General features: G+C 74.0%; 23 protein-coding genes. 13 read left to right on the forward strand and 10 right to left on the reverse strand.

From position 1 onward, the window contains the following. The first annotated feature begins 33 nt into the window (after positions 1 to 33). From O7598_RS14400 to O7598_RS14415, 4 genes are all read left to right on the forward strand, one after another. Positions 34 to 612 carry a nucleotidyltransferase family protein gene (locus tag O7598_RS14400; RefSeq protein ID WP_269691853.1) on the forward strand — a complete coding sequence of 193 codons (579 nt, stop codon included), beginning with the start codon at positions 34 to 36 and terminating at the stop codon, positions 610 to 612. Beyond that, a complete protein-coding gene (locus tag O7598_RS14405) occupies positions 605 to 1,813 on the forward strand; it encodes an XdhC family protein (protein ID WP_269691854.1) in 1,209 nt (402 codons plus the stop codon). Before O7598_RS14400 ends, O7598_RS14405 begins: the two co-directional genes overlap by 8 nt. Positions 1,814 to 1,887: 74 nt before the next feature. Beyond that, positions 1,888 to 2,196, forward strand: a complete 309-nt coding sequence (locus O7598_RS14410; RefSeq protein WP_269691855.1) for a hypothetical protein — start codon at positions 1,888 to 1,890, stop codon at positions 2,194 to 2,196. Positions 2,197 to 2,263: 67 nt separating this feature from the next. Further along, the gene (locus O7598_RS14415) at positions 2,264 to 2,722 is read left to right on the forward strand and encodes an HNH endonuclease (protein WP_269691856.1); all 459 of its coding nucleotides are present in this window, start codon (positions 2,264 to 2,266) and stop codon (positions 2,720 to 2,722) included. 6 nt (positions 2,723 to 2,728) lie between these two features. Here O7598_RS14415 and O7598_RS14420 read toward each other — a convergent pair whose 3' ends face one another. Then, positions 2,729 to 3,127, reverse strand: a complete 399-nt coding sequence (locus O7598_RS14420) for an NUDIX hydrolase (protein ID WP_269691857.1) — start codon at positions 3,125 to 3,127, stop codon at positions 2,729 to 2,731. A gap of 168 nt (positions 3,128 to 3,295) precedes the next feature. Further along, positions 3,296 to 4,309, reverse strand: a complete 1,014-nt coding sequence (locus tag O7598_RS14425; RefSeq protein WP_269691858.1) for an aldo/keto reductase — start codon at positions 4,307 to 4,309, stop codon at positions 3,296 to 3,298. A 92-nt stretch (positions 4,310 to 4,401) separates the two neighbouring features. Here O7598_RS14425 and O7598_RS14430 point away from each other — a divergent pair, with 92 nt between their 5' ends. Further along, positions 4,402 to 5,004 carry a TetR/AcrR family transcriptional regulator gene (locus O7598_RS14430; protein ID WP_269691859.1) on the forward strand — a complete coding sequence of 201 codons (603 nt, stop codon included), beginning with the start codon at positions 4,402 to 4,404 and terminating at the stop codon, positions 5,002 to 5,004. 226 nt (positions 5,005 to 5,230) lie between these two features. Next, positions 5,231 to 5,770 carry a DUF1062 domain-containing protein gene (locus O7598_RS14435; protein ID WP_269691860.1) on the forward strand — a complete coding sequence of 180 codons (540 nt, stop codon included), beginning with the start codon at positions 5,231 to 5,233 and terminating at the stop codon, positions 5,768 to 5,770. 95 nt (positions 5,771 to 5,865) lie between these two features. On the opposite strand, the gene O7598_RS14440 is transcribed toward O7598_RS14435, so the two are convergent. After that, positions 5,866 to 6,591, reverse strand: coding sequence for a dienelactone hydrolase family protein (locus O7598_RS14440; protein WP_269691861.1), 726 nt, complete (start codon positions 6,589 to 6,591; stop codon positions 5,866 to 5,868). Positions 6,592 to 6,731: 140 nt separating this feature from the next. Between O7598_RS14440 and O7598_RS14445 the strand changes: the two genes are divergently transcribed. Genes O7598_RS14445 through O7598_RS14455 form a run of 3 tightly spaced genes read left to right on the forward strand, consistent with a single transcriptional unit; the run spans position 6,732 to position 8,482 of the window. Then, positions 6,732 to 7,139: a nuclear transport factor 2 family protein gene (locus O7598_RS14445; protein WP_269691862.1), complete on the forward strand. Its 408-nt coding sequence runs from the start codon at positions 6,732 to 6,734 to the stop codon at positions 7,137 to 7,139. Further along, entirely contained in the window at positions 7,140 to 7,919 is a 780-nt protein-coding gene (locus tag O7598_RS14450; protein ID WP_269691863.1) for a class I SAM-dependent methyltransferase, read from the forward strand. After that, entirely contained in the window at positions 7,916 to 8,482 is a 567-nt protein-coding gene (locus tag O7598_RS14455; protein ID WP_269691864.1) for a hypothetical protein, read from the forward strand. The genes O7598_RS14450 and O7598_RS14455 overlap by 4 nt, the downstream gene beginning before the upstream one ends. A gap of 34 nt (positions 8,483 to 8,516) precedes the next feature. Here the strand turns inward: O7598_RS14455 and O7598_RS14460 are convergent, their stop codons facing one another. The 5 genes from O7598_RS14460 to O7598_RS14480 form a co-directional block, all read right to left on the reverse strand. Then, positions 8,517 to 9,134, reverse strand: a complete 618-nt coding sequence (locus O7598_RS14460) for a hypothetical protein (RefSeq protein ID WP_269691865.1) — start codon at positions 9,132 to 9,134, stop codon at positions 8,517 to 8,519. A 49-nt stretch (positions 9,135 to 9,183) separates the two neighbouring features. Then, the gene (locus O7598_RS14465) at positions 9,184 to 9,624 is read right to left on the reverse strand and encodes a VOC family protein (RefSeq protein WP_269691866.1); all 441 of its coding nucleotides are present in this window, start codon (positions 9,622 to 9,624) and stop codon (positions 9,184 to 9,186) included. A 69-nt stretch (positions 9,625 to 9,693) separates the two neighbouring features. Further along, complete coding sequence (locus tag O7598_RS14470; protein ID WP_269691867.1) at positions 9,694 to 10,353, reverse strand: nucleotidyl transferase AbiEii/AbiGii toxin family protein; 660 nt, start codon at positions 10,351 to 10,353, stop codon at positions 9,694 to 9,696. Then, positions 10,353 to 10,709, reverse strand: a complete 357-nt coding sequence (locus O7598_RS14475) for a hypothetical protein (protein WP_269691868.1) — start codon at positions 10,707 to 10,709, stop codon at positions 10,353 to 10,355. Before O7598_RS14475 ends, O7598_RS14470 begins: the two co-directional genes overlap by 1 nt. Before the next feature lie 36 nt (positions 10,710 to 10,745). Beyond that, positions 10,746 to 11,222 carry a J-domain-containing protein gene (locus tag O7598_RS14480; RefSeq protein ID WP_269691869.1) on the reverse strand — a complete coding sequence of 159 codons (477 nt, stop codon included), beginning with the start codon at positions 11,220 to 11,222 and terminating at the stop codon, positions 10,746 to 10,748. Positions 11,223 to 11,323: 101 nt separating this feature from the next. Between O7598_RS14480 and O7598_RS14485 the strand changes: the two genes are divergently transcribed. After that, complete coding sequence (locus O7598_RS14485) at positions 11,324 to 11,713, forward strand: YkvA family protein (RefSeq protein ID WP_269691870.1); 390 nt, start codon at positions 11,324 to 11,326, stop codon at positions 11,711 to 11,713. 4 nt (positions 11,714 to 11,717) lie between these two features. On the opposite strand, the gene O7598_RS14490 is transcribed toward O7598_RS14485, so the two are convergent. After that, the gene (locus tag O7598_RS14490; RefSeq protein WP_269691871.1) at positions 11,718 to 12,266 is read right to left on the reverse strand and encodes a GNAT family N-acetyltransferase; all 549 of its coding nucleotides are present in this window, start codon (positions 12,264 to 12,266) and stop codon (positions 11,718 to 11,720) included. Positions 12,267 to 12,365: 99 nt separating this feature from the next. Between O7598_RS14490 and O7598_RS14495 the strand changes: the two genes are divergently transcribed. Continuing rightward, positions 12,366 to 13,016, forward strand: coding sequence for a LysE family translocator (locus tag O7598_RS14495; RefSeq protein ID WP_269691872.1), 651 nt, complete (start codon positions 12,366 to 12,368; stop codon positions 13,014 to 13,016). A 13-nt stretch (positions 13,017 to 13,029) separates the two neighbouring features. Here O7598_RS14495 and O7598_RS14500 read toward each other — a convergent pair whose 3' ends face one another. Beyond that, the gene (locus tag O7598_RS14500) at positions 13,030 to 15,021 is read right to left on the reverse strand and encodes a beta-galactosidase (RefSeq protein ID WP_269691873.1); all 1,992 of its coding nucleotides are present in this window, start codon (positions 15,019 to 15,021) and stop codon (positions 13,030 to 13,032) included. Between the two features lie 117 nt (positions 15,022 to 15,138). Between O7598_RS14500 and O7598_RS14505 the strand changes: the two genes are divergently transcribed. Together O7598_RS14505 and O7598_RS14510 are read left to right on the forward strand one after the other, a co-directional pair. Continuing rightward, positions 15,139 to 17,472: a TIM-barrel domain-containing protein gene (locus tag O7598_RS14505; protein WP_269691874.1), complete on the forward strand. Its 2,334-nt coding sequence runs from the start codon at positions 15,139 to 15,141 to the stop codon at positions 17,470 to 17,472. A gap of 80 nt (positions 17,473 to 17,552) precedes the next feature. After that, on the forward strand, positions 17,553 to 18,791 hold the full coding sequence (locus O7598_RS14510) for an ROK family transcriptional regulator (protein ID WP_269691875.1): 1,239 nt from the start codon (positions 17,553 to 17,555) through the stop codon (positions 18,789 to 18,791). Positions 18,792 to 18,933 lie beyond the last annotated feature (142 nt).

The following is an 18,933-nucleotide window of genomic DNA, read 5'->3' on the forward strand; positions in this document are numbered from 1 at the left end:
CCGGATCTCGGTTCTCCCGCCTAGGCTCGGCCCATGGCCACGGCTGGACTGCTCCTCGCCGCCGGCGCCGGCCGTCGGTTCGGCACCCCGAAGGCGCTCCTGGCCTGTCGCGGTGGCCTGCTGGTAGAGCACACCGCCGGGATCCTCACGTCCGCCGGCTGCGATCCGGTCGTCGTGGTGCTCGGTGCGGCCGCCGACGAGGTACGGGCCCGCGCCCGACTGCCCCAGGTCGTCCACAACGACGCGTGGCCGACCGGCATGGGCTCGTCCCTGCGTGCCGGGCTGGCCGCGCTCCGGCCCACGGCCGCCGTCGCGGCGGTGGTCACCCTGGTCGACATGCCCGGCCTCACCCCCGCCGCGGTACGCCGGGTGGCCCGGAACGCCACCACCGGCTCCCTCGCCGTGGCCGCCCACCGCGACGGTCGCCACGGACATCCGGTGCTGCTCGGCCGCGACCACTGGACGGGAGTTGCCCGCACGGCGGTCGGCGACCGGGGCGCGCGCGACTACCTACGGGCCCACCGCGACCGGCTGCGGGTCGTGCCCTGCGCCGACGTCGCCGACGGGACCGACGTGGACCGGCCCGAGCAGGCGGGGCTGCTCGATGCGTGAGCACCTCGCCGACCTGCTGCGGTGGTGGCTGGCGGGCCGGCCGGTGGCCGCCGCGACCGTCACCGGTACCACCGGCAGCGCGCCGCGCCCGGTCGGCGCCACCATGCTGGTCGGGCCGGACGGCACGGTCCTGGGCAGCGTCTCGGGTGGCTGCGTGGAGGCGGCGGTGCACGCCGAGGCCGAGCGCGTACGCGAGACCGGGCTCGCCCGGGCGCTGCGCTACGGCGCCGGCCGGGAGGCGGCGACCGGCGTCGGCCTCACCTGCGGTGGCACGATCGACGTCTTCGTCGAACGCCTCGACCGGGACACGTTTCCCCGGCTGGACGACGTGGTCACCGCCGTGGCCACCGGCGCGCCGGTGGCCGTGCTGACCTGTGTCGCCGGACCCCGGCACCGGCTGGGCCGGCGGATGCTGCTCGGCCCCTGGGGGGTGCACGGCTCGCTCGGCGACGCGCGGTTCGACGCGGCGGCCGTCCGGGACGCGCGAGCGGCGCTGGCCGCCGCCCGCACCGAGGTGCGCCGACACCCGGGTGACCTCGCGGTGCTGGTGACCGCGTACCGACCGCCGCCGCGGATGATCCTTTTCGGGGCGACCGACCACGTCGCGGCGCTGGCCGCAGTCGGGTCCCAGCTCGGCTACCGGGTGACCGTCTGCGACGCCCGGCCCGCCTTCGCCACCCGCCGCCGGTTCCCCTCGGCCGACGAGGTGGTCGTCGACTGGCCGCACCGCTACCTCGCCGCCGAGGTCGCCGGCGCCCGGGTGGACGAACGGACCGTGCTGATCGCCATGACCCACGACCCGAAGTTCGAGCTGCCGCTGCTGGAGGTCGCCCTCGCCGGCCCGGCAGCCTACGTCGGCGCGGTCGGGTCCCGCCGCGCGCACGCCGAGCGCGTCACCCGGCTGCGCGCGGCCGGTGTCGAGGACGGCGCGCTGGCGCGGCTGGCCGGTCCGGCCGGCCTGGACCTGGGCGCGAGCACGCCGGCCGAGACCGCGATCAGCATCGCCGCCGAGGTGATCGCGGTCCGCACCGGTCGGGCCGGCGGGCCGCTCGGCCGCGGTCTCGGGCGGATCCACGCGTCGCCCGTCGACACTGCCGAGGAGGTACCGGCCGGTGGTGTCGCGCTCGGCGGCGCCTGCTCCCTCGGGCGTGTCGCCGTCATTGGAATAGCAGAGCAAAAGCGGTATGACTCCTGGTCATAATTATGACTCCTAGGTATACCACTCTTCCGCGATCACGCCGGTTTCCTTGTCCTGAGCGCGGGGAAGGCTTCGGCATGGCCGAGACATTCGTGAGCGAAGACCTGAAGACGCTTCAGTCGATGGCGCGCGGGGCCGGCATTCCAAATGCCGAGCGTCTGTCGCACGACGACCTGGTCGAGGTGCTACGCCGCGCCGGGTTGGCCGACGGCACCCAGGACGACTGGCCGGACCAGCCGATCGAGGACCCGGCGCACCTGGCCGGGCTGCCCCGTAGCTCGCTTCGGCAGGGCGACGAGAGCACCGGCGGTCGCGCCGCCGAGGAGGCGATCGGCGCCCGGCCCGGCGAGTCGGGCACCGAGATCGACGATCGCACCCAACGCTGAGACGAGACGCGGGTCGCCCGCCGGTGCGGGCGGCCCGCGCGCCGGCGGGTTCTCGTATTCTCCCCGCATGCTGTCGCAGGTGACCGGACTGTCCCGACGCTTCACCGACGAGTCGCTGCGGGCCTACCTGCTGAGCCGGGCCGAGCGTTCACCCACCGGCTGCCTGGTCGTGCGCGGCTACGGCGACCGGCGCGGGGTCCACCAGAAGCTCGCCGGTCGCGCCTGGGCGCACGTCGCCGCGTACGCGGTCTTCGTCGGCGGTTACCGGCCGGACCTCGAGGTACGCCACGACTGCGGCGTCCCCGACTGCATCGAGCCGACCCACCTGCGGCAGCTCAGCCACGCCGACAACTGCCGGGAGCGTCAGCAGCAGCCGACGTGCCGCAACGGGCACGACCGGGAGTTCGACCCCACCACCGGGCGGTTCCGGAAGGTGTGCCGGCGCTGCAACAGCGACGCCCAGCGTCGGTGGCGCGAGCGGCGCGCCGCCGAGGTGGCCGCGGCCCGGGCCGGCTACCGGCCCTGAGCCCGCTCACCGCAGCTCGGCCTCGCGACGTAGATGGTCGAAGATGATCTGATCCACCGGGGAGACCCGGTGACGGTCGGCGTAGGTGAGCCAGGCCAGTTCGGCGATCTCGGCCGCCGGCCGTAGGGTCCCCCGGTAGTCGGCGGTGTAGCAGCGCATCCGCACCACGACGCCGTCCGCGTGGCCGTGCGCCTGGGCCTCGAAGACGCCGGTGAACACGGCGCTGTCGGGGTCCACGTCGACGCTGAGTTCCTCCCGGATCTCGCGGACGAGCGTGTCGAGGTCGCTCTCACCGTCTTCCCGTTTGCCGCCCGGCAGGTAGTAGACGTCCTTGCCGAAGGACCGGGTGCTGAGGATCGCCCCGTTCTCCACCCGCAGCCACGCGACCTTGTCGATGACGCTCACCGCTGGAGGCTAGCGGGCGTCGAACACCAGGCTGAAGCATTACGCACAAGAACTGTCATTATGATGCAAGCCCCACTTGTCCATAATGTCCGTCCAGGTTGGTGGAATATCGTAACCGGTAATCCATTAATTCGGGTGCACGCCGTCGCCGAGCCGGGCGGTCCCGGGTCAGGATGCGTGGTGCTGGCCGTTCACCGGTGGTGCCACGGTGCTGCGGCTGGCGGCATCCAGCCGGGTGACGGTGTGTTCGGGCAGGCTGGCCGCCAAGCCCGCGAGGTTGGTCTCCAACTGCTCGACCGAGCGGGGCCCCAGGACGACCGAGGTGATCTCGGATCGGCCGCCGAGCCACGCGAGCGCGACGGCCGGCGTAGGGGTCCCCAGTTCGGCGGCGACGGCGGCAACTTCCTCGGCGATGTCGAAATGCCGTTCGGCGAGCAGACCGCTCACGAAGGTCCGAGCCGTCGGGCTGGGCATGGCTGCCCACTCGGCGAGTCTCGAACCCTCGGCCGGCGCAACGCCTCGGTGATATCGCCCGGCGAGCAGTCCGCTGCCGAGTGGACTGTAGGCGAGGATGCCGAGGCCGTGCTGTCGGCAGGTGGGGACGATCTCGCCCTCGATGGCGCGTGCGATCAGGGAGTAGTTGGCCTGCAGGCTGATGAAGGGCGTTGCGCCCACGCGCTGCGCCGCCCACTGGGCCCCGACGATCCCCGCCGCCGTGAAATTGGAGCAGCCCAGGTAGCGAACCTTGCCCGAGCGGACGAAATCATCGAGGACGGCCATGGTTTCCTCGGCCGGGGTGTCCGGGTCGGGGACGTGGCACTGGTACAGGTCGACGTAGTCGGTGCCCAGGCGGCGCAGGCTCGCCTCCAGGGCGCGGGTCAAGTGCGCCCGGGACAGGCCGCGGTCGTTGGGACCGCCGCCCTGCGGCACCCCCGCCTTGGTGGCCAGGACGACCTCGGCGCGGCGGTGCGCGATTGCCCGTCCCACGATTTCCTCGCTGGTGCCGCCCCGGTAGGTGTCCGCGGTGTCGATGAAGTTGTGGCCGGCGTCGAGGAATGCGTCGACGACTCGCCGCGCCTCGGCTTCCGGAGTCGGGGCCTGCGGATCGCTGCCGAAGTTCATCGTGCCCAGGCATGCCCGGGAGACGCGGAGGCCCGACCGGCCCAGTGTCGTGTACCGCATGGCCGCCCTCGTAGAATCGGAACCGTGATTCCGTTTGAATATATGGAACCTGGATTCCGCTTGTCAACGCCGCCGGACGTTGCGGGGCGGGCATGATGCGCGCGGACGCGGCGCGCAACCGCGCACGAGTCCTGGCCGCGGCCGAGGTCGTGCTGGGTGAGCAGGGGCCGGCGGCCCGCATGGACGAGATCGCCCGGCGCGCCGGAGTCGGCGTCGGCACCGTCTACCGCCATTTCGCCACCAAGGAGGCCTTGTACGCGGCCATCATCTCGGCTCGGGTGGAACTGCTTCTGCAGGCGGCCGCCCGGTTACGGACGGCCGCCACGCCGAAGACCGCCTTCTTCGACTTCTTCACGCAGATCGTGGCGGACGCGGCGGGCAGGAAGTCGCTGACCGACGCGTTACGAGGCGCCGGCGTCGATCCCAAGGCGGAGCAGTCGGAGCAGCGAACGCGCATGCGCGCGGCGTTGACGGAACTCCTGCACGACGCCCAGCGCGTCGGCGCGGTGCGCCCCGACATCGACATGCCCGAGGTGCTCGCCCTGCTGCGGGGAGCCAGCCTCGCCGCCGAGACCGGCGACTACCCAGGCCCGGTTCTCGACCGCGCTCTCGCAGTCCTGTTCGACGGCGTGCGGCCGCCCACGGCCCGACCCTCCGGCGGAAACCGGTTGAGCCGTGCGGCCGAACTCCCGTAGGTTCCGCTCGACCTATCGCGTCGAGGACAGAGGACACACCGCATGACCCCGCCTGCTCTCCAGATCTGACACGTTCCACCGCTCACCGGTAGCCGACGCCCCGCGTCGGTTCCGCCGGGCTGCCCCGCGCACCCGGTCATGCGGCGTTCGAGGTCGCGCGTAATCGGCCTCGTGTCAGGTCTAGAGAGATCAGGTCTCGAAACTCATGTCCTCACAACCTCATATCGTGCTGCCCTGGGTCGTTCACCGAACCCGGCTGCCGCTGCTGTCGTGGCGGTGCGTGGACTGCCCCTCGGAGTCCGCCACCATCGGCGCCGGGCGGTTCCGGGTCAACGCCAACGGCAAGCTGCTGGACGTGTGGCTGCTGGTCCGCTGCATGCGCTGCGACCGGACGAGCAAACTCACCGTGTACGAGCGCATGCCGGTCGGCTCGTTCGATCCGGTCGAACTGCACGGCTACCACGTCAACGACAGCCGGCTGGTGGCGTCCACACTGCTGGATCCGGCGCTGGCCCGGCGCAACCGCTTCACCCTCGACTGGACGGACGCCTGGCGGTTGGACGCCGCGCCGACGCCGCTCGACGAGGCGTGGCCGGTCCGGGTGGAGGTGGCCTTCCGCGATCCGGTACCGGTACGCCCGGACCGGCTCGTCGCGCGCGGGCTCGGCCTCAGCCGGCCCGAGGTCCAGCGGCGGGTCAAGTGCGACGTGCCGATGCGGCGGTCCAGGATCGCCGGCTTCACCTTCACGCTGATCTCGGTGCGGTAGCGGGCATCCGGTCGCGGCGGGCACTCGGCCCGCCGCGACCGGTCAACCCTGACCGTCGTTTGCGGTGCACGGTAGCCGTTCGACGCAGGGCCGTGTCACTGCGTCACGGGCAGGCACTCGTCGAGCAGAGCAACGACGTCGCGCCAGGCCCGCCGCGCGTGCTGTGGGTGGTAGCCGACGCCGGGGACCACCGGGTGGTCGACGGGCGGGTGGTGGAAGGCGTGCAGGGCGCCGCCGTAGACGACGAGGCGCCAGTCGACGCCCGCGGCCCGCATCTCGTCGACGAACGCGTCCCGTTGCGCGGGCGGCATGATCGGGTCCTCCGATCCGACCCCGACCCACACCGGGCAGCGGATGCGCGCCGCCTCGCCCGGTCGGCCCGTGGTCAGTGCGTTGACTGTCCCGATCACCCGCAGGTCGACGCCGTCGCGCCCGAGTTCCAGCCCGATGGCGCCCCCGGTGCCGTAGCCGACGGCGGCGATCCGCTCGGGATCGGTCCGCGGTTCGGCGTGCAACACGGCGAGCGCCGCGTGGCCGATCTCCCGCATCCGCTCGGGGTCGGCGAGCAGCGGCAGGCACCGGGCCAGCATCTCCTCGGGATCGCCCAGATAGCGCCCGCCGTGCAGGTCGAAGGCGAGCGCGACGTATCCCCGCTCGGCGAGCGCATCGGCCCGGCCGCGCTCGACGTCGCTGAGTCCCGTGCCCTCGGGCCCGAGCAACACCGCTGGTCGCCGGTCGACACCGGCCGGGAGCGCGAGATGCCCGATCATCGTCAGGCCGTCGGCCGAGTACTCGACCGTACGTGTGGTGATCGCCGTCATCGCACTGAGCGTAGTGACCGGCGAGCCCGGTCAGAACGGGTTTCGCCGCTGGCAGAACAGCGCACAGGCGCACCGGACGACCGGGACCTCCACTACGGTGGCAGCAACAACGCCGATCCACTCTGGAGGCAACGGTGCCGGTGTCGTCGCGTGAGGTCGTCGAGCGGGTGCTGCGCGCCGGCCGGGAGCAGGACGTCGAGGCGTTCGTGGCCCTGATGGCCCCGGAGGGGTACATCGAGTGGCCGTTCCGGCCGGCGGGTGTGCCCGGCCGGGTGCAGGGGCATGCGGAGCTGCGGCGGCACCTGACCGAGGCGGCCAACGCCCTGGTCACGATCGACGAGCACCGCGACCTGGTGCTGCACGAGAGCACCGACCCCGAGGTGGTCGTCGTGGAATACGAAGCCCACGGCACCGTCGTCGCGACCGGTGCGCCGTTCGAGCAGACCGTGATCGCGGTGTTCCGGGTCCGCGACGGCCTGGTCGTGTCCTACCGCGACTACATCAATCCGCTGCGCCTGCTCGCCGCGCTCGACGAGGGGAACGTCTGAATGGACCAGGACGCACACGATCGGCACTCCTCGTCGTTCGGTGCGGCGGCCACCGCGTACGCCGAGCACCGCCCGGACTACGCGCGCGACGCGGTTCGGTGGGCGCTGGAGGCGGCGCCCGGTCGGCGGGTGCTCGACCTCGGCGCCGGCACCGGCAAGCTGACTGCCACGCTCGGCGCGGTCGGCGCCGAGGTCACCGCCGTCGAGCCGGACCCGGCCATGCTGGGCGAGTTGCGCCGCGCCCTGCCCGACGCGTCGGCGCTGCCGGGCAGCGCCGAGGCGATCCCGCTGCCGGACGCCGCCGTCGACGCCGTGCTGGCCGGCAACGCCATGCACTGGTTCGACATGGCGGTGGCGGGCCCGGAGATCGCCCGGGTCCTCGCCCCCGGCGGCGTGCTGGCCGGGCTGTGGAACGTGCTGGACGACCGGGTCGACTGGGTCGCCGGGCTGGCCGAGGTCAGCGGCAGCGCGGCCGTCGGCCCCCGGGACACGCCCGCCAGTTGGCGGGTCGAGACGGCGCGGATGCACCTGCCGAGGAACGGCGCGCCGGCCCGTTTCGACGCGCCGGAGCAGGCCGAGTTCCCGCACGGGCAGCGCCGCACCGCCGACTCGCTGGTGGCGACGCTGGCCACCCGGGCGGGGATGCTGGTCATGCCGGAGCCGGAGCGGGCGGCCGCGCTCGACCGGATCCGCGCGTTCCTGGCGAGCCGCCCGGAGACCGCGCACGGCGAGTTCACCGTGCCCATGCTGACCTGCGTGCTGCGCGTGCGGCGGCGGTGAACGGCGCGGACGTCCGTTCGGCCGCCACGGTAATGGCCGCCGCGCTGTTGCCGGCCGCCGACCGCGACTGGACGGTACGCGCGGGCGACCTGGACTGGTCCTGCTGGACCACCGCCGCGCACGTGGCGCACGACCTGGTCGGATACGCCGGCCAGGTGGCCGGCCGTCGCACCGACGGCTACCTCCCGTTCGACCTGCGGGTCCGTCCGGACGCACCGCCCGCCGAGGTGCTGGCCGTGGCGGTGGCCGCCGCCGGGATGCTCGCGGCCGTGGTGGACGCCGCCGACCCGGCCGACCGGGGCTGGCACTGGGGTCCGTGCGACGCGGACGGGTTCGCCGCGATGGGCGTGGCCGAGATCCTGCTGCACACCCACGACGTGACCCGGGGCCTCGGCCTGGCCTGGTCACCGCCGGCCGAGCTGTGCGCGGCTGCGGTGCGGCGGCTGTTCCCCGACGCGCCCGCCGGTGACCCGGCGCCGGTGCTGCTCTGGCTGACCGGCCGCGCCCCGCTGGGCGGTCGACCGCGCCGGAGCGCCTGGACCTGGCGGGCGGCGCGCGGCTGAGCGCGGCCGGGCTCCTGACCTGGGACGACGGTGCTCAGACGTCGGCGGTCGGCCTTTGCCCAGGCATTGCTGTCCGCCGCCTGCCGGCGACGAGGATCCGCGCGCAGCCCACCACTCCGGCCACCATCAGCACCAGCCCACTGACGACGTCGGCGACCCGGTTCGGCCAGGGCAGGATCGCGGGGGTGGTGAACCGACCGACGACGAACGGTTCGAGCATCGCGCCGAGCGGGACGACGAGGCGGGCGGCCAGCCCCCACGGATCCGCCCGGTGGGCGATCGCGCCCACCAGGCCGAGCGGGCCGCCGACGACCACGGCCGCCGCCAGCCAGAACAGGTTGGCCGCCCAGTCGCCCCGGTCGAACATCCCGAACGCCGCCCCCACGCCGTAGTGCACGACGCAGGCGGTGAGCAGGGCGACGACTCCCGCGGCGGCGGCCGGCGCGGGGCGCCGGACGAGCCACCCGGACAGCACTGCCAACCCGGCCCAGGCCGTTCCGGCGTTGACCAACTGACTCAGTGTCAACCGGCTGGCCAACAGGGTGTCCGCCCGGCCTTCGAGTTGGCCCGCAGTCGTCACGTTCGAGGCCAGCGACACCAACGCCAGCACACTCGCGGCGACGACGACCAGGCCCCACCCCCGTCGAGTCATGGCCCGAGGGTACGCAGGCGCGGCCCGGCCCCCGCGGTGGGCCTACGTCTCAGTTCAGCTGCTCGGCCAGGGCGAGGATGATCCCGCTCGGGCCGCGCAGGTAGCAGAGCAGGAAGCTGTCCTCGAAGCGCGTCACCTCGCCGACGAGTTCGCCGCCGAGCGGACGCAGGCGGGCGAGCGTGGCCTCGATGTCGTCGACGGCGAACATGACCCGGTGCAGGCCCAGCGTGTTGGCCGGGGTGACCGCCGGCTCGGGGATGATCGACGTCGGGGCGTGGTAGGTCGCGAGTTCGAGCCGGCCCGGCGCGTCCGGGATCCGCATCATCGCGATCTCGCTGCGCATGTCGGACAGCCCGACGACGCGGCCCGCCCAGTCACCCTCGATCGGCATCCGGCCTTCCAGCTCCATGCCGAGCGCGGTGAAGAAGGCCACCGCGGCGTCGAGGTCGTCGACCACGATGCCGACGTTGTCCATCCGGTGAATCGTCACGCCCCGAGGATAGGACCGAGGTACGACGTCACCGGCACGCCGAGCCGCGCAGGTGCGCCAAGACCGTCGTCACGTTCGCGGCCAGTCCGCGAAGGCCTTGCGCAGCCGATCGATCTCCGAGGGTGCGAGGCGGTAGAGGGTGAAGACGGCGTCGGGAAGGCGGTCGAGCCGTCGGAGGGCGTCGTGGGCCTCGTCTTCGGTGAGATCGGGGTCGGCGCGCTGGCCGAGCGCGATCAGGTCGGATCGGTCGTAGCGGTCGAGGACTGCCGCGACGTCGATGTAGTCACGAGGCTGAGCCCGAGTGATCATGGCAGCCACCTTGGTGCCGATGAGATCGTCGAGGTGCAGGACAGGTCCGATGTCGAGCACGACGGGAGTGTTGGTCCGGGCGAAGCGGACGAGCTGCACCCGGACCGCCTCGGCGTCGTGGCGAACCTCGAACTCGACCATGTCCTGGTCGAACCCGTAGAAAACCTCATCCAACTCGGTGGGATCTGCGACGCTCTCGACCTGGTAGCCAGCGTCGTGGAGTGCCTCGCGGACCAGCTCGGCGCCCGCAGTTACCCCACCGTCGATGTCGGTGAACAGGTCGACGTCCTCGGTCGGACGATTGACGACGCCGTGGACGACGAGCGCCTGCCCGCCGGCGAGGGCGAAGCCGTGGTCGGCGGCCGCGGTGAGTGCGATCCGGGCGACATCGTGCTGAAACGGGTCGGGGATCAGCGGCATCAGGCCGCGATGTCTTGGACGCGGAGCATCTGGTGGCGCTGCTCCCAGGCGCGGCGGACGCCGCGAGGCAGATACAGCGTCGACCAGAGTCGGATCAACGTCGGTCCGTGCAGCCACGTGCGCAGCTCATCGGTGCGGACGGCTTCGGTCAGCACCGTCTCGTACATCCAGGGCAACAGCCCCGGGCGATCGAGGTCGACATGCCGGTCGGACTGCCAGAACAGCCGGTGGGGCAGCTCGACGACACCGGTGGTGGGACCGCGCAGCTCGCGGAGATCGTCCGCCACGACCACACGGCGCCTCGGACGGGCCGTGTGTGGTGCACTCGCACCTCGGACGGAGCCGGTCGGGTCCATGGAATCGAGAATAACCCGGTCGACCTGCCGTCGGGCTCAGCGACGCCACCAGCGCCACCGGCGCCGGGATCGCGCGGGCCGCTCGGCCGGCGGCGGTGACATCGGCGCCGGCGGGCTCGTCGCGGCCCGACCGCGGTCGGCGCGCCACCGCAGCACCGCCTGCTCGACGTCGACCGGGCGGACCACCACGCGGGGTCCGGTCGGGGTGCGCAGCCAGGCCACCACCTCGGCGTTGAGCACCGCCACGTACGACCGGACGGCTTCCTCGGTGGGCAGGTCACGCAGCTCGCCGGGAAGCTGCTCGATGCGGCGGCGCAACTGCAGCGGGGTGGGCAGCATCAGGTCGGACGGGATCTGCTCCCGTTCCATGAAGCCGCGAATCCACCAGCCCTCGTCGTAGGGCTCGTTGCGGCCCGGGATCGGTTTGCCGGCGCCCGGCAGGTTGTCGAACTCGCCGCGCTCCTGGGCGGAGCGGATCTGCGCCTCGACCGCGGCCTCCCAGCCGTACGTCATCCCCGTCACCTCCGGAGTCCACCGTATCCGCCGGTTTTCGCCTATGGTCAGCGCCGGGCGGCGACGGGGTGTTCCCGGGCGCCCGTGAGAAAGGGAGTGGCGTGCGGGACTGGCTGGTCGGCCTCGGGGCGGCGGTGGTCTGCCTGGTGGGGAGTTGGGCGCTGCTGGTGCTGCTGGCCCGGCGACTGCCGCCGGGGATCCTGCGCGATCTGGCCGCCTTCGTGCCCGATTGTCTGACCACGGTGCGCCGGCTGCGCCGCGATCCCCGGGTGCCGCGCCGGGCCCGGATCGCGATCGTGGTCGCGGGCGTCTGGCTGGCCAGCCCGATCGACCTGATCCCGGAGTTCCTGCCGGTGATCGGCCCGCTGGACGACATCGTCGTGGTCGCGCTCGCGTTGCGCTACGCCGGGCGGCAGGTGCCCCGCCAGGTGCTGCTGGACGCGTGGCCGGGCGAACCGCGGCTGCTGCTGCGCCTGCTCGGCGCGCCGTGACCGCTCAGTGCCGCAGGCGTACGTGTCGGTGGCCGTCGCGGGGGAACGGCGGGCGGGCCGGCATCACCTCGGCGAACGCGTACCCGCTCTTCTCCGCCACCCGGCAGGAGGCCGGGTTGTCGATCTGGTGGAACAGTTCCATGCGGTTCAGCCCGGCGGCGGCGAAGCGGGCGAACGCCCAGCCGGTGACCGCGTCGACGGCCCGGGGCGCGACGCCCCGCCCCCGCGCCGGCGCGGCGGTCCAGTAGCCGACCTCGGCGGCCGGGTGGCCCGGGCGAACCTCCTTGAGCACGACGCAGGCCACCAGCCGCTCCCCCGCCGGCGCCTGCTCCAGCACGGCGAAGCTGAACCGGCGGTCGGCCGCCCAGCCCTGCCGGCTGCGGCGCACGAACGCCCGCGCCTCGCCCCGGGTGGTCACCGGGTAGCGGGTCCAGGCGCGCAGCACCGGATCCTGGTAGATCTCCAGCAGGTCGTCGGCGTCACCGTCGCACCACGGCCGCAGCGTCAGGCCGGGGGCGGCGGGAGTGGCGGCGGCGGACAGCACGACGGGCATTCCGACAGTGTCGCGCGTCACGCGCCCGGGCCGCGACCCCGCACCCGTGGGCGGTCCCGGCGGCGTAGGGTCCGGGCAGGGTCGACGGTGGGAGGCGGCATGGTCACGCTCGGTGCGGTGGTGGGCATCGCCCTGGTGGCGCTCGGTCTGGTGCTCACGCCCGGGCCGAACATGGTCTACCTGGTGTCCCGTTCGGTCACCCAGGGGCGCCGCGCCGGTCTGGTGTCGCTGCTCGGGGTGGCGGTCGGCTTCCTGGTCTACCTGGCCGCCGCGGTGGCCGGCATCGCCACCGTCTTCGTGCTGGTCCCGCCGCTCTACACGGCGGTGAAACTGGCCGGCGCGGCCTACCTGCTCTGGTTGGCCTGGCGCACGCTGCGCCCGGGCGGCCGGTCGGCGTTCACGCCGGCGCCGCTGCCGCCGGACCGGCCCCGGCGGCTGTTCACCATGGGGCTGGTGACCAACCTGCTCAACCCGAAGATCGCGATCCTCTACGTGTCTCTGCTGCCGCAGTTCGTCGACCCGGCGCGCGGGCACGTGGCGGTGCAGAGCCTGCTGCTCGGGCTGACCCAGATCGGCATCGCGCTGACCGTCAACGCGATGATCGTGCTCAGCGCCGGCGCGGTGTCGGCGTTCCTCACCCGCCGGCCGGGCTGGGCCCGGCTCCAGCGCTACGTGATGGGCACCGTGCTGGCCGGGCTCGCGGTGCGCATCGCCGCGGACCGCTCCCGCGCCGCCGTCGCCACCCCGTGATCGGGTACGCGCCTCAGCGCGGCGGTTCGCACAGCACCGCCACCCCGCCGGGCGGCACGGTGACCCGGTCGTCGACCGGCTCGCCGGTGAGCAGATCGTGCCCGGCGGCCGGCACCCGCTGCGGCCGGTCGGTGTGGTTGAGCAGGAACAGCCAGCTCCGGTCGCCGTCGCGCCGGCGTACCGCCTCGACGCCGGGGGGCGCCGCCGGGCAGGTCGGGACGACGCCGGCGAGCCGGGCCGCGTCGGTGAGCAGCCGGCGGTAGCTGTCCTCGTCGGGCCGGGTGGAGACGTACCAGGCGCGGGCGTCGCCGACCCGGTGCCGGGTGACGGCGGGCCGGCCGTCGAGCACCCCGCCGATGTAGGCGGTGACCTGTTCCGCGCCGGCCAGGTGCACCGTCTCGGACCAGATCCGGCCGTACCCGCCGCTGGTCAGCGGCACCCGTTCGTCGTCGGCGAGCGGGTGGAAATCCTCCACCCGCACCCCGAGCAGGTCGCGGTATGCGCCCGGGTGGCCGCCGAGGCGGACCCGGGCGTGCTCGTCGGCGACCCCGCTGAGCCAGGTGACCAGCAGGTGCCCGCCGGCGTGGACGTGCCGGCGCACCCACTCGACGGTGGCGTCGGCGGCCAGGTAGAGCGCGGGCAGCACGAGCAGCCGGTGCCCGTCGAGCGGGTCGCCGGGCATCACCAGGTCGGTGGTGACGCCGGCGTGCCACAGCGCCCGGTGCGCCGCGGCCACCTCGCCCGGGTGGTCGAGGCCGGCGCGGGGCATCCCGGGGTGGCGCAGCGCCCAGCCGCTGGCCGCGTCGTACGCGATGGCCACCCGCGCCTCGACCCGGCCCGCCTCGGTCCCGCCGAGCCGCGAGAGTGCGGTGCCGAGGTCGGTGGCCTCGCGGAACACCCGGGTGTCCGGGCCGGCGTGCGACACCACGGCGGAGTGGAAGCGTTCCGCGCCGCCGGCCGGGGCGCGCCACTGGAAGAACATCACCCCGGCGGAGCCGCGGGCGACGTGCGCGAGGCTGTGCCGGGTCATCCGTCCCGGCTCCTTGGTGTGCATCCGCCCGGCGGTGTGGATCTGGTCGGGGGCGCTCTCCATCAGCAGCCACGGCGCGGGCCGGCCGGCGCCGTGGCGGGCCCAGCCGCGGGCGAGGTCGGCGGCGAGCGCGGTCTGCTCCTCGGCGCCGCCGTCGACCCGGTCGGGGTAGTGGTCGATCGCCACCAGGTCCACCTCGCGCGCCCACCGGGCGTGGTCGACGGGCACCCAGTCGCCGAGCACGTAGTTGGTGGTGACCGGCACCGCCGGGTTCGCCGTCCGCAGCACGTCGCGCTGCTCGGTGTACGCCGACAGCAGCTCGTCCGACCAGAAGCGACGGAAGTCGAGCAGCTGGCCGGGGTTGCCCAGGTACTGGGTGGCGCGCGGCGCGCCGACGTGCGCCCAGTCGGCGTAGTGCTGACCCCAGAAGCTGGTCGTCCAGGCGTCGTTGAGCGAGTCCAGGTCACCGTGCCGGTTTTTCAGCCAGCGGCGGAACGCCACCTCGGCGTGCGGGCAGTGGCAGGTGGTGCCGTACTCGTTGTGCACGTGCCACAGCGCCAGCGCCGGGTGGTGGGCGTAGCGGGTGGCCAGCGTCTCGGCGATGCGGCGGGCCGCCGTGCGGTAGGCGGGCGCGGCGGCGCAGTAGGTGTCCCGGCTGCCGTGGTGCAGGCGGGTGCCGTCGGCGGTGACCGGCATCGCGTCCGGGTGGGCGTGGGTGAACCAGGGCGGCGGCGAGGCGGTGGGGGTGGCCAGCGCGGCCCGTACGCCGCCGGCGTGCAGCAGGTCCAGCACCCGGTCGAGCCAGTCGAACGTGTAGCGGCCGGGGGCTGGTTCCAGCCGGGACCAGGCGAAGACGCCGACGGTGACCAGGTTGACACCGGCCGCGCGCATCAGGGCGACGTCCTCGTGCCACACCTCGGGAGGCCACTGCTCCGGGTTCCAGTCCCCGCCGTACCACAGCGCTTTAGTTGTCATCCCGGCCAAAATAAGAACAGGTGAGGCGGAAAGTCAATGCGCCCGATCATTGACAGTTAGTTGTGGTTCCAAAGAAACTGGCGGTGCCGCCGCCCGGGTCGCCGCAAGGAGACGCCCATGCCGTACCGCCCGCCGTTGGTCCCGTACGAGACGTTCGTGGCCGACCCGCCCGACCTGCCGGTCCGCTCCCCCGGTGAGGAGGGCGCCGACGACGTGCTGCGGGCCGAGGTGGCCGGGACCGACCCGCACGGGGTCACGCTCACCGCCACCTGTGGCTCCGGTCGCACGCTCGTCGCCCGGGTCGAGGCCGCCGGGGACGGGATCCTGCGGGTACGCCTCACCGACGACCTGTCGGTGCGCAGCCGCTCCGCGCCCGCCACCACCCTGACCCGACCCACGCCGCACCCGGCCGAGGTCACCGTCGACGACGCGTACGCCCGGGTGGACGCCGGCGGGGTGGTCGCCGAGATCCGCCTCGACCCGTGGGGGCTGCGGTTCCTCGACTCCGACGGCCGGCTGCTGGTGGCCACCGACGGCGGCACCCGCGACATCAGCGGCCGGCGACGCACGTTGCCGCTGGGCCGCTCCACCGTGGACGGCGAGCCGGTCGCCTGGCACGAGAGCTTCGTCGCGCCCGGCGACGAGCGGTTCGTCGGCTTCGGCGAGAAGTTCACCCCGCTGGACAAGCGCGGCCAGCGCCCGCTGATGTGGAACTTCGACGCGTTCGGCGGCGAGTCCGACCGGTCGCACAAGAACATGCCGTTCTACCTGTCCGACCGCGGCTACGGCGTGCTCGTCGACAGCGGCCTGCCGGTGCAGTTCGACGTCTGCGCCAGCACCCACAGCAGCGTGCAGCTGCTGGTCCCGGACGACCTGCTCGACTACTACGTGCTGGCCGGCCCGACCCCGGCGCAGGTCCTGGACCGGCTGGACGCGCTGACCGGCCGGCCGTACCTGCCGCCGCGGTGGGCGTTCGGCGCGTGGATCTCCTCCGGGTTCTTCCCGGACAGCGAGCAGCGGGTGCGCGAGCGGGCCCGGCTGATCCGCGAACGGGACGTCCCCTGCGACGTGCTGCACCTGGACTGCTACTGGCAGGTCGCCGGACGCTGGTCCGAGCTGCGCTGGGACGAGCAGGCGTTCCCGGATCCGGCCGGGATGCTCAAGGACCTCACCGAGCAGGGCTTCCGGGTGTGCCTGTGGATGAACCCCTACCTGATGACCGACAGCCCGCTCTACGCCGAGGCGGAGGCCGCCGGCTACTTCCTGCGCCACCCCGACGGCGGGACGTACGTCGCGGACACCTGGCACGGCAGCTATCCGGTCTGCGCCATCGTGGACCTCACCAACCCGGCGGCGGTGCGCTGGTTCCAGGGCCTGCTGCGCCCGCTGCTGGCCCAGGGCGTCGCGGTGTTCAAGACCGACTTCGCCGAGGCGGTGCCCGCCGACGCGGTGGCGCACAACGGCATGACCGGCGTCGAGCTGCACAACGTCTACGCGCTGCTGTTCAACGACGTGGTCGCCGACGTCACCGAGGAGGTGGCCGGGCACCGCACGGTGTGGGCGCGCTCGTCCTACCTGGGCGGGCAGCGGCACAGCGCGCAGTGGAGCGGCGACGTCAACGCCACCTGGCCGGGCATGGCGAGCACGCTGCGCGGCGGGCTGTCGCACGGGTTGTCCGGGGTGCCGTTCTGGAGCCACGACACCGGCGGCTTCCACGGCACGCCCGAGCCCGACCTGTACGTGCGCTGGACCCAGTTCGGCGCGCTGTCACCGCTGGTGCGGCTGCACGGCACCACCAGCCGGCTGCCGTGGGACTTCCCGCCGGAGGCGGAACGCCACGCGGTGGCCGCGCTACGGCTGCGCTACCGCCTGCTGCCGTACCTCTGGTCGGCCGCCGTGGACGCGGCGCGCACCGGCAGCCCGATGATGCGGGCGCTGCTGCTCGACACGCCCGACGACCCGACCGCCTGGGCCACCGACCTGCAGTACCGTCTCGGCGCCGACCTGCTGGTGGCGCCGGTGCTCGACGAGTCCGGGCGCCGCGCCGTCTACCTGCCCGCCGGCGACGACTGGCTGGACGCGGCCACCGGGCAGCGACACGCCGGCGGCCGGCACCTGCGGGTGCACGCGCCGATCGACCGGCTGCCGCTGTACGTGCGACGCGGCGCACTGGTGCCGGTGGTGGCGCCCGCGCCGACCGTCGCCGACGGCCCGTTCCGCGACGTCACGCTCGTCGCCTGGGGCGGGACCGACGGGGTGACGGTGATCCGCGACCCCGACGGCGACACCACTGTCACCGCCGCCCGCGACGGCGACACGCTGCGGGTACGGGTGGACGGGCCGCTGGACGTCCGCCGGGTCAGCGTGGTCGGCGACGACCCGCCACGACGGGTGGTGCTCGACGGCCAGCCGGCGCCGGTGGCCCCGTTCGAGCCCTGGTTCGGCGGCTGAGGCCACCGGCCGGGGACGTGGCCGATTTAGTTTAAGCTGTAGCCGAACCCGACGGTCGCGGCGCAGGAGGCGGGCACCACGTGATCAGCATCGACCGGTCGTTCCAGACGGCCGACCTGGGCGACGTGCGGGTGGCCAACCGGGCCGTCGTGCTGCGGCACGTCCGGTTGCACGCCCCCTGCTCGCGCGCCGACGTCGCCGCGCGCACCGGGCTCAACAAGGCCACCGTCTCCAGCCTCGTCGGCGAGCTGATCGATCACGGTCTGCTGCGCGAGACCGGGCTGACCGAGAACCGGGTCGGCCGGCCGGCCACCATGCTGGTCCTGGACGGTTCCCGCCACGTCGGGCTCGGCCTGCAGATCGGCGCCGACGAGCTGGTCGTGGTCGCCGCCGACCTCGCCGGCGAGCCGCTGCTCACCTGGCGACGCGCGTTCGCCGCCGCGACCGCCGGGCCCGAGGAGACGGTACGCGCGCTCGCCACGCTCACCCGCCGCGCGGTCACCCGGGTCACCGGCGCGGGCCGCACGGTGCTCGGCCTCACCGTGGGCGTGCCCGGGCTGGTCGACGCCGACGGCGCCGTGCCGGCCGCGCCCGCGCTGGGCTGGCGCGGCGTGCCGCTCGCCGCCGCCCTGCGCCGCGCGTTGCGCGACCCGGGCTTCCCCGTCGGCGTCGACACCGACGCCAACCTCGCCGTCTCGGCCGAGCTGCGCCACGGCCCGTACGCCGGCACGGCCGACCTGGTGCACCTGACCGGCGGGCTGGCCGTCGGCGCCGGCCTGGTCAGCGGCGGCCGGTTGCTGCGCGGCGGCCGCGGCTTCGCCGGCGCGATCGGCCACCTGCCGGTGTCGGCGGGTCCGCTGCCGACCGGGACCGAGGCGCCGGCCTGCCACTGCGGCCGGCACGGCTGTCTCGCGGCGGTGGCCGGGGTGGACGCCGTGGTGCGTCGCCTCCTGCCGGACGCCGCCTCGCACGGCCCGGTCACCGACTACCTGCCGGAGATCGAACGGATCCAGGCCCTCGCCCGCGCCGGGGACGCCCCGGTGCGCGACGGGCTCGCCGAGGTCGGCCGGCGGCTCGGGTACGCGATCTCCGTCCTGGTCGACCTGCTCGACCCGGAGGTGGTGGTGGTCGGCGGTCACCTGGCGGCGCTCGCGCCGTGGCTGCTGCCGGCCGCCCGCGCCGAGGTCGCCGCCCGCACGTCGGGGCCGCCGGCCACGGTCCGGCTGGAGGCCAGCGCGTTGGGCGCGGTGGCCAGCGCGTTGGGCGGCGCCACCGCCGCACTGGCCACGGTGGAGGCCGGGCAACTGCCCGCCGCCTGACCCTTGACCGCACCGCCCCCGGGTGCCAACCTCGGTAGCGCCGCCACCGGGCCGGGCAACCCGTGGGCGGCCTGTTTTCCGGCGATTGTCGAAGCGCTTCACCAGTGCTCCGGGCCGACCGCCGCCGGCCGACCACCCCCTT

The sequence above is a fragment of the Micromonospora sp. WMMC241 genome (genome assembly GCF_027460165.1).
Taxonomy (GTDB): Bacteria; Actinomycetota; Actinomycetes; order Mycobacteriales; family Micromonosporaceae; genus Micromonospora; species Micromonospora humi.

What these genes read in the sequence shown, in the direction of transcription:
- O7598_RS14400 (WP_269691853.1), top strand. Translation starts at nt 34, where the DNA reads ATGGCCACGGCTGGACTGCTCCTCGCCGCCGGCGCCGGCCGTCGGTTC.
- O7598_RS14405 (WP_269691854.1), top strand. Translation starts at nt 605, where the DNA reads ATGCGTGAGCACCTCGCCGACCTGCTGCGGTGGTGGCTGGCGGGCCGG.
- O7598_RS14410 (WP_269691855.1), top strand. Translation starts at nt 1,888, where the DNA reads ATGGCCGAGACATTCGTGAGCGAAGACCTGAAGACGCTTCAGTCGATG.
- O7598_RS14415 (WP_269691856.1), top strand. Translation starts at nt 2,264, where the DNA reads ATGCTGTCGCAGGTGACCGGACTGTCCCGACGCTTCACCGACGAGTCG.
- O7598_RS14425 (WP_269691858.1), bottom strand. Translation starts at nt 4,309, where the DNA reads ATGCGGTACACGACACTGGGCCGGTCGGGCCTCCGCGTCTCCCGGGCA.
- O7598_RS14430 (WP_269691859.1), top strand. Translation starts at nt 4,402, where the DNA reads ATGATGCGCGCGGACGCGGCGCGCAACCGCGCACGAGTCCTGGCCGCG.
- O7598_RS14440 (WP_269691861.1), bottom strand. Translation starts at nt 6,591, where the DNA reads ATGACGGCGATCACCACACGTACGGTCGAGTACTCGGCCGACGGCCTG.
- O7598_RS14450 (WP_269691863.1), top strand. Translation starts at nt 7,140, where the DNA reads ATGGACCAGGACGCACACGATCGGCACTCCTCGTCGTTCGGTGCGGCG.
- O7598_RS14460 (WP_269691865.1), bottom strand. Translation starts at nt 9,134, where the DNA reads ATGACTCGACGGGGGTGGGGCCTGGTCGTCGTCGCCGCGAGTGTGCTG.
- O7598_RS14470 (WP_269691867.1), bottom strand. Translation starts at nt 10,353, where the DNA reads ATGCCGCTGATCCCCGACCCGTTTCAGCACGATGTCGCCCGGATCGCA.
- O7598_RS14475 (WP_269691868.1), bottom strand. Translation starts at nt 10,709, where the DNA reads ATGGACCCGACCGGCTCCGTCCGAGGTGCGAGTGCACCACACACGGCC.
- O7598_RS14480 (WP_269691869.1), bottom strand. Translation starts at nt 11,222, where the DNA reads ATGACGTACGGCTGGGAGGCCGCGGTCGAGGCGCAGATCCGCTCCGCC.
- O7598_RS14490 (WP_269691871.1), bottom strand. Translation starts at nt 12,266, where the DNA reads ATGCCCGTCGTGCTGTCCGCCGCCGCCACTCCCGCCGCCCCCGGCCTG.
- O7598_RS14495 (WP_269691872.1), top strand. Translation starts at nt 12,366, where the DNA reads ATGGTCACGCTCGGTGCGGTGGTGGGCATCGCCCTGGTGGCGCTCGGT.
- O7598_RS14500 (WP_269691873.1), bottom strand. Translation starts at nt 15,021, where the DNA reads ATGACAACTAAAGCGCTGTGGTACGGCGGGGACTGGAACCCGGAGCAG.
- O7598_RS14505 (WP_269691874.1), top strand. Translation starts at nt 15,139, where the DNA reads ATGCCGTACCGCCCGCCGTTGGTCCCGTACGAGACGTTCGTGGCCGAC.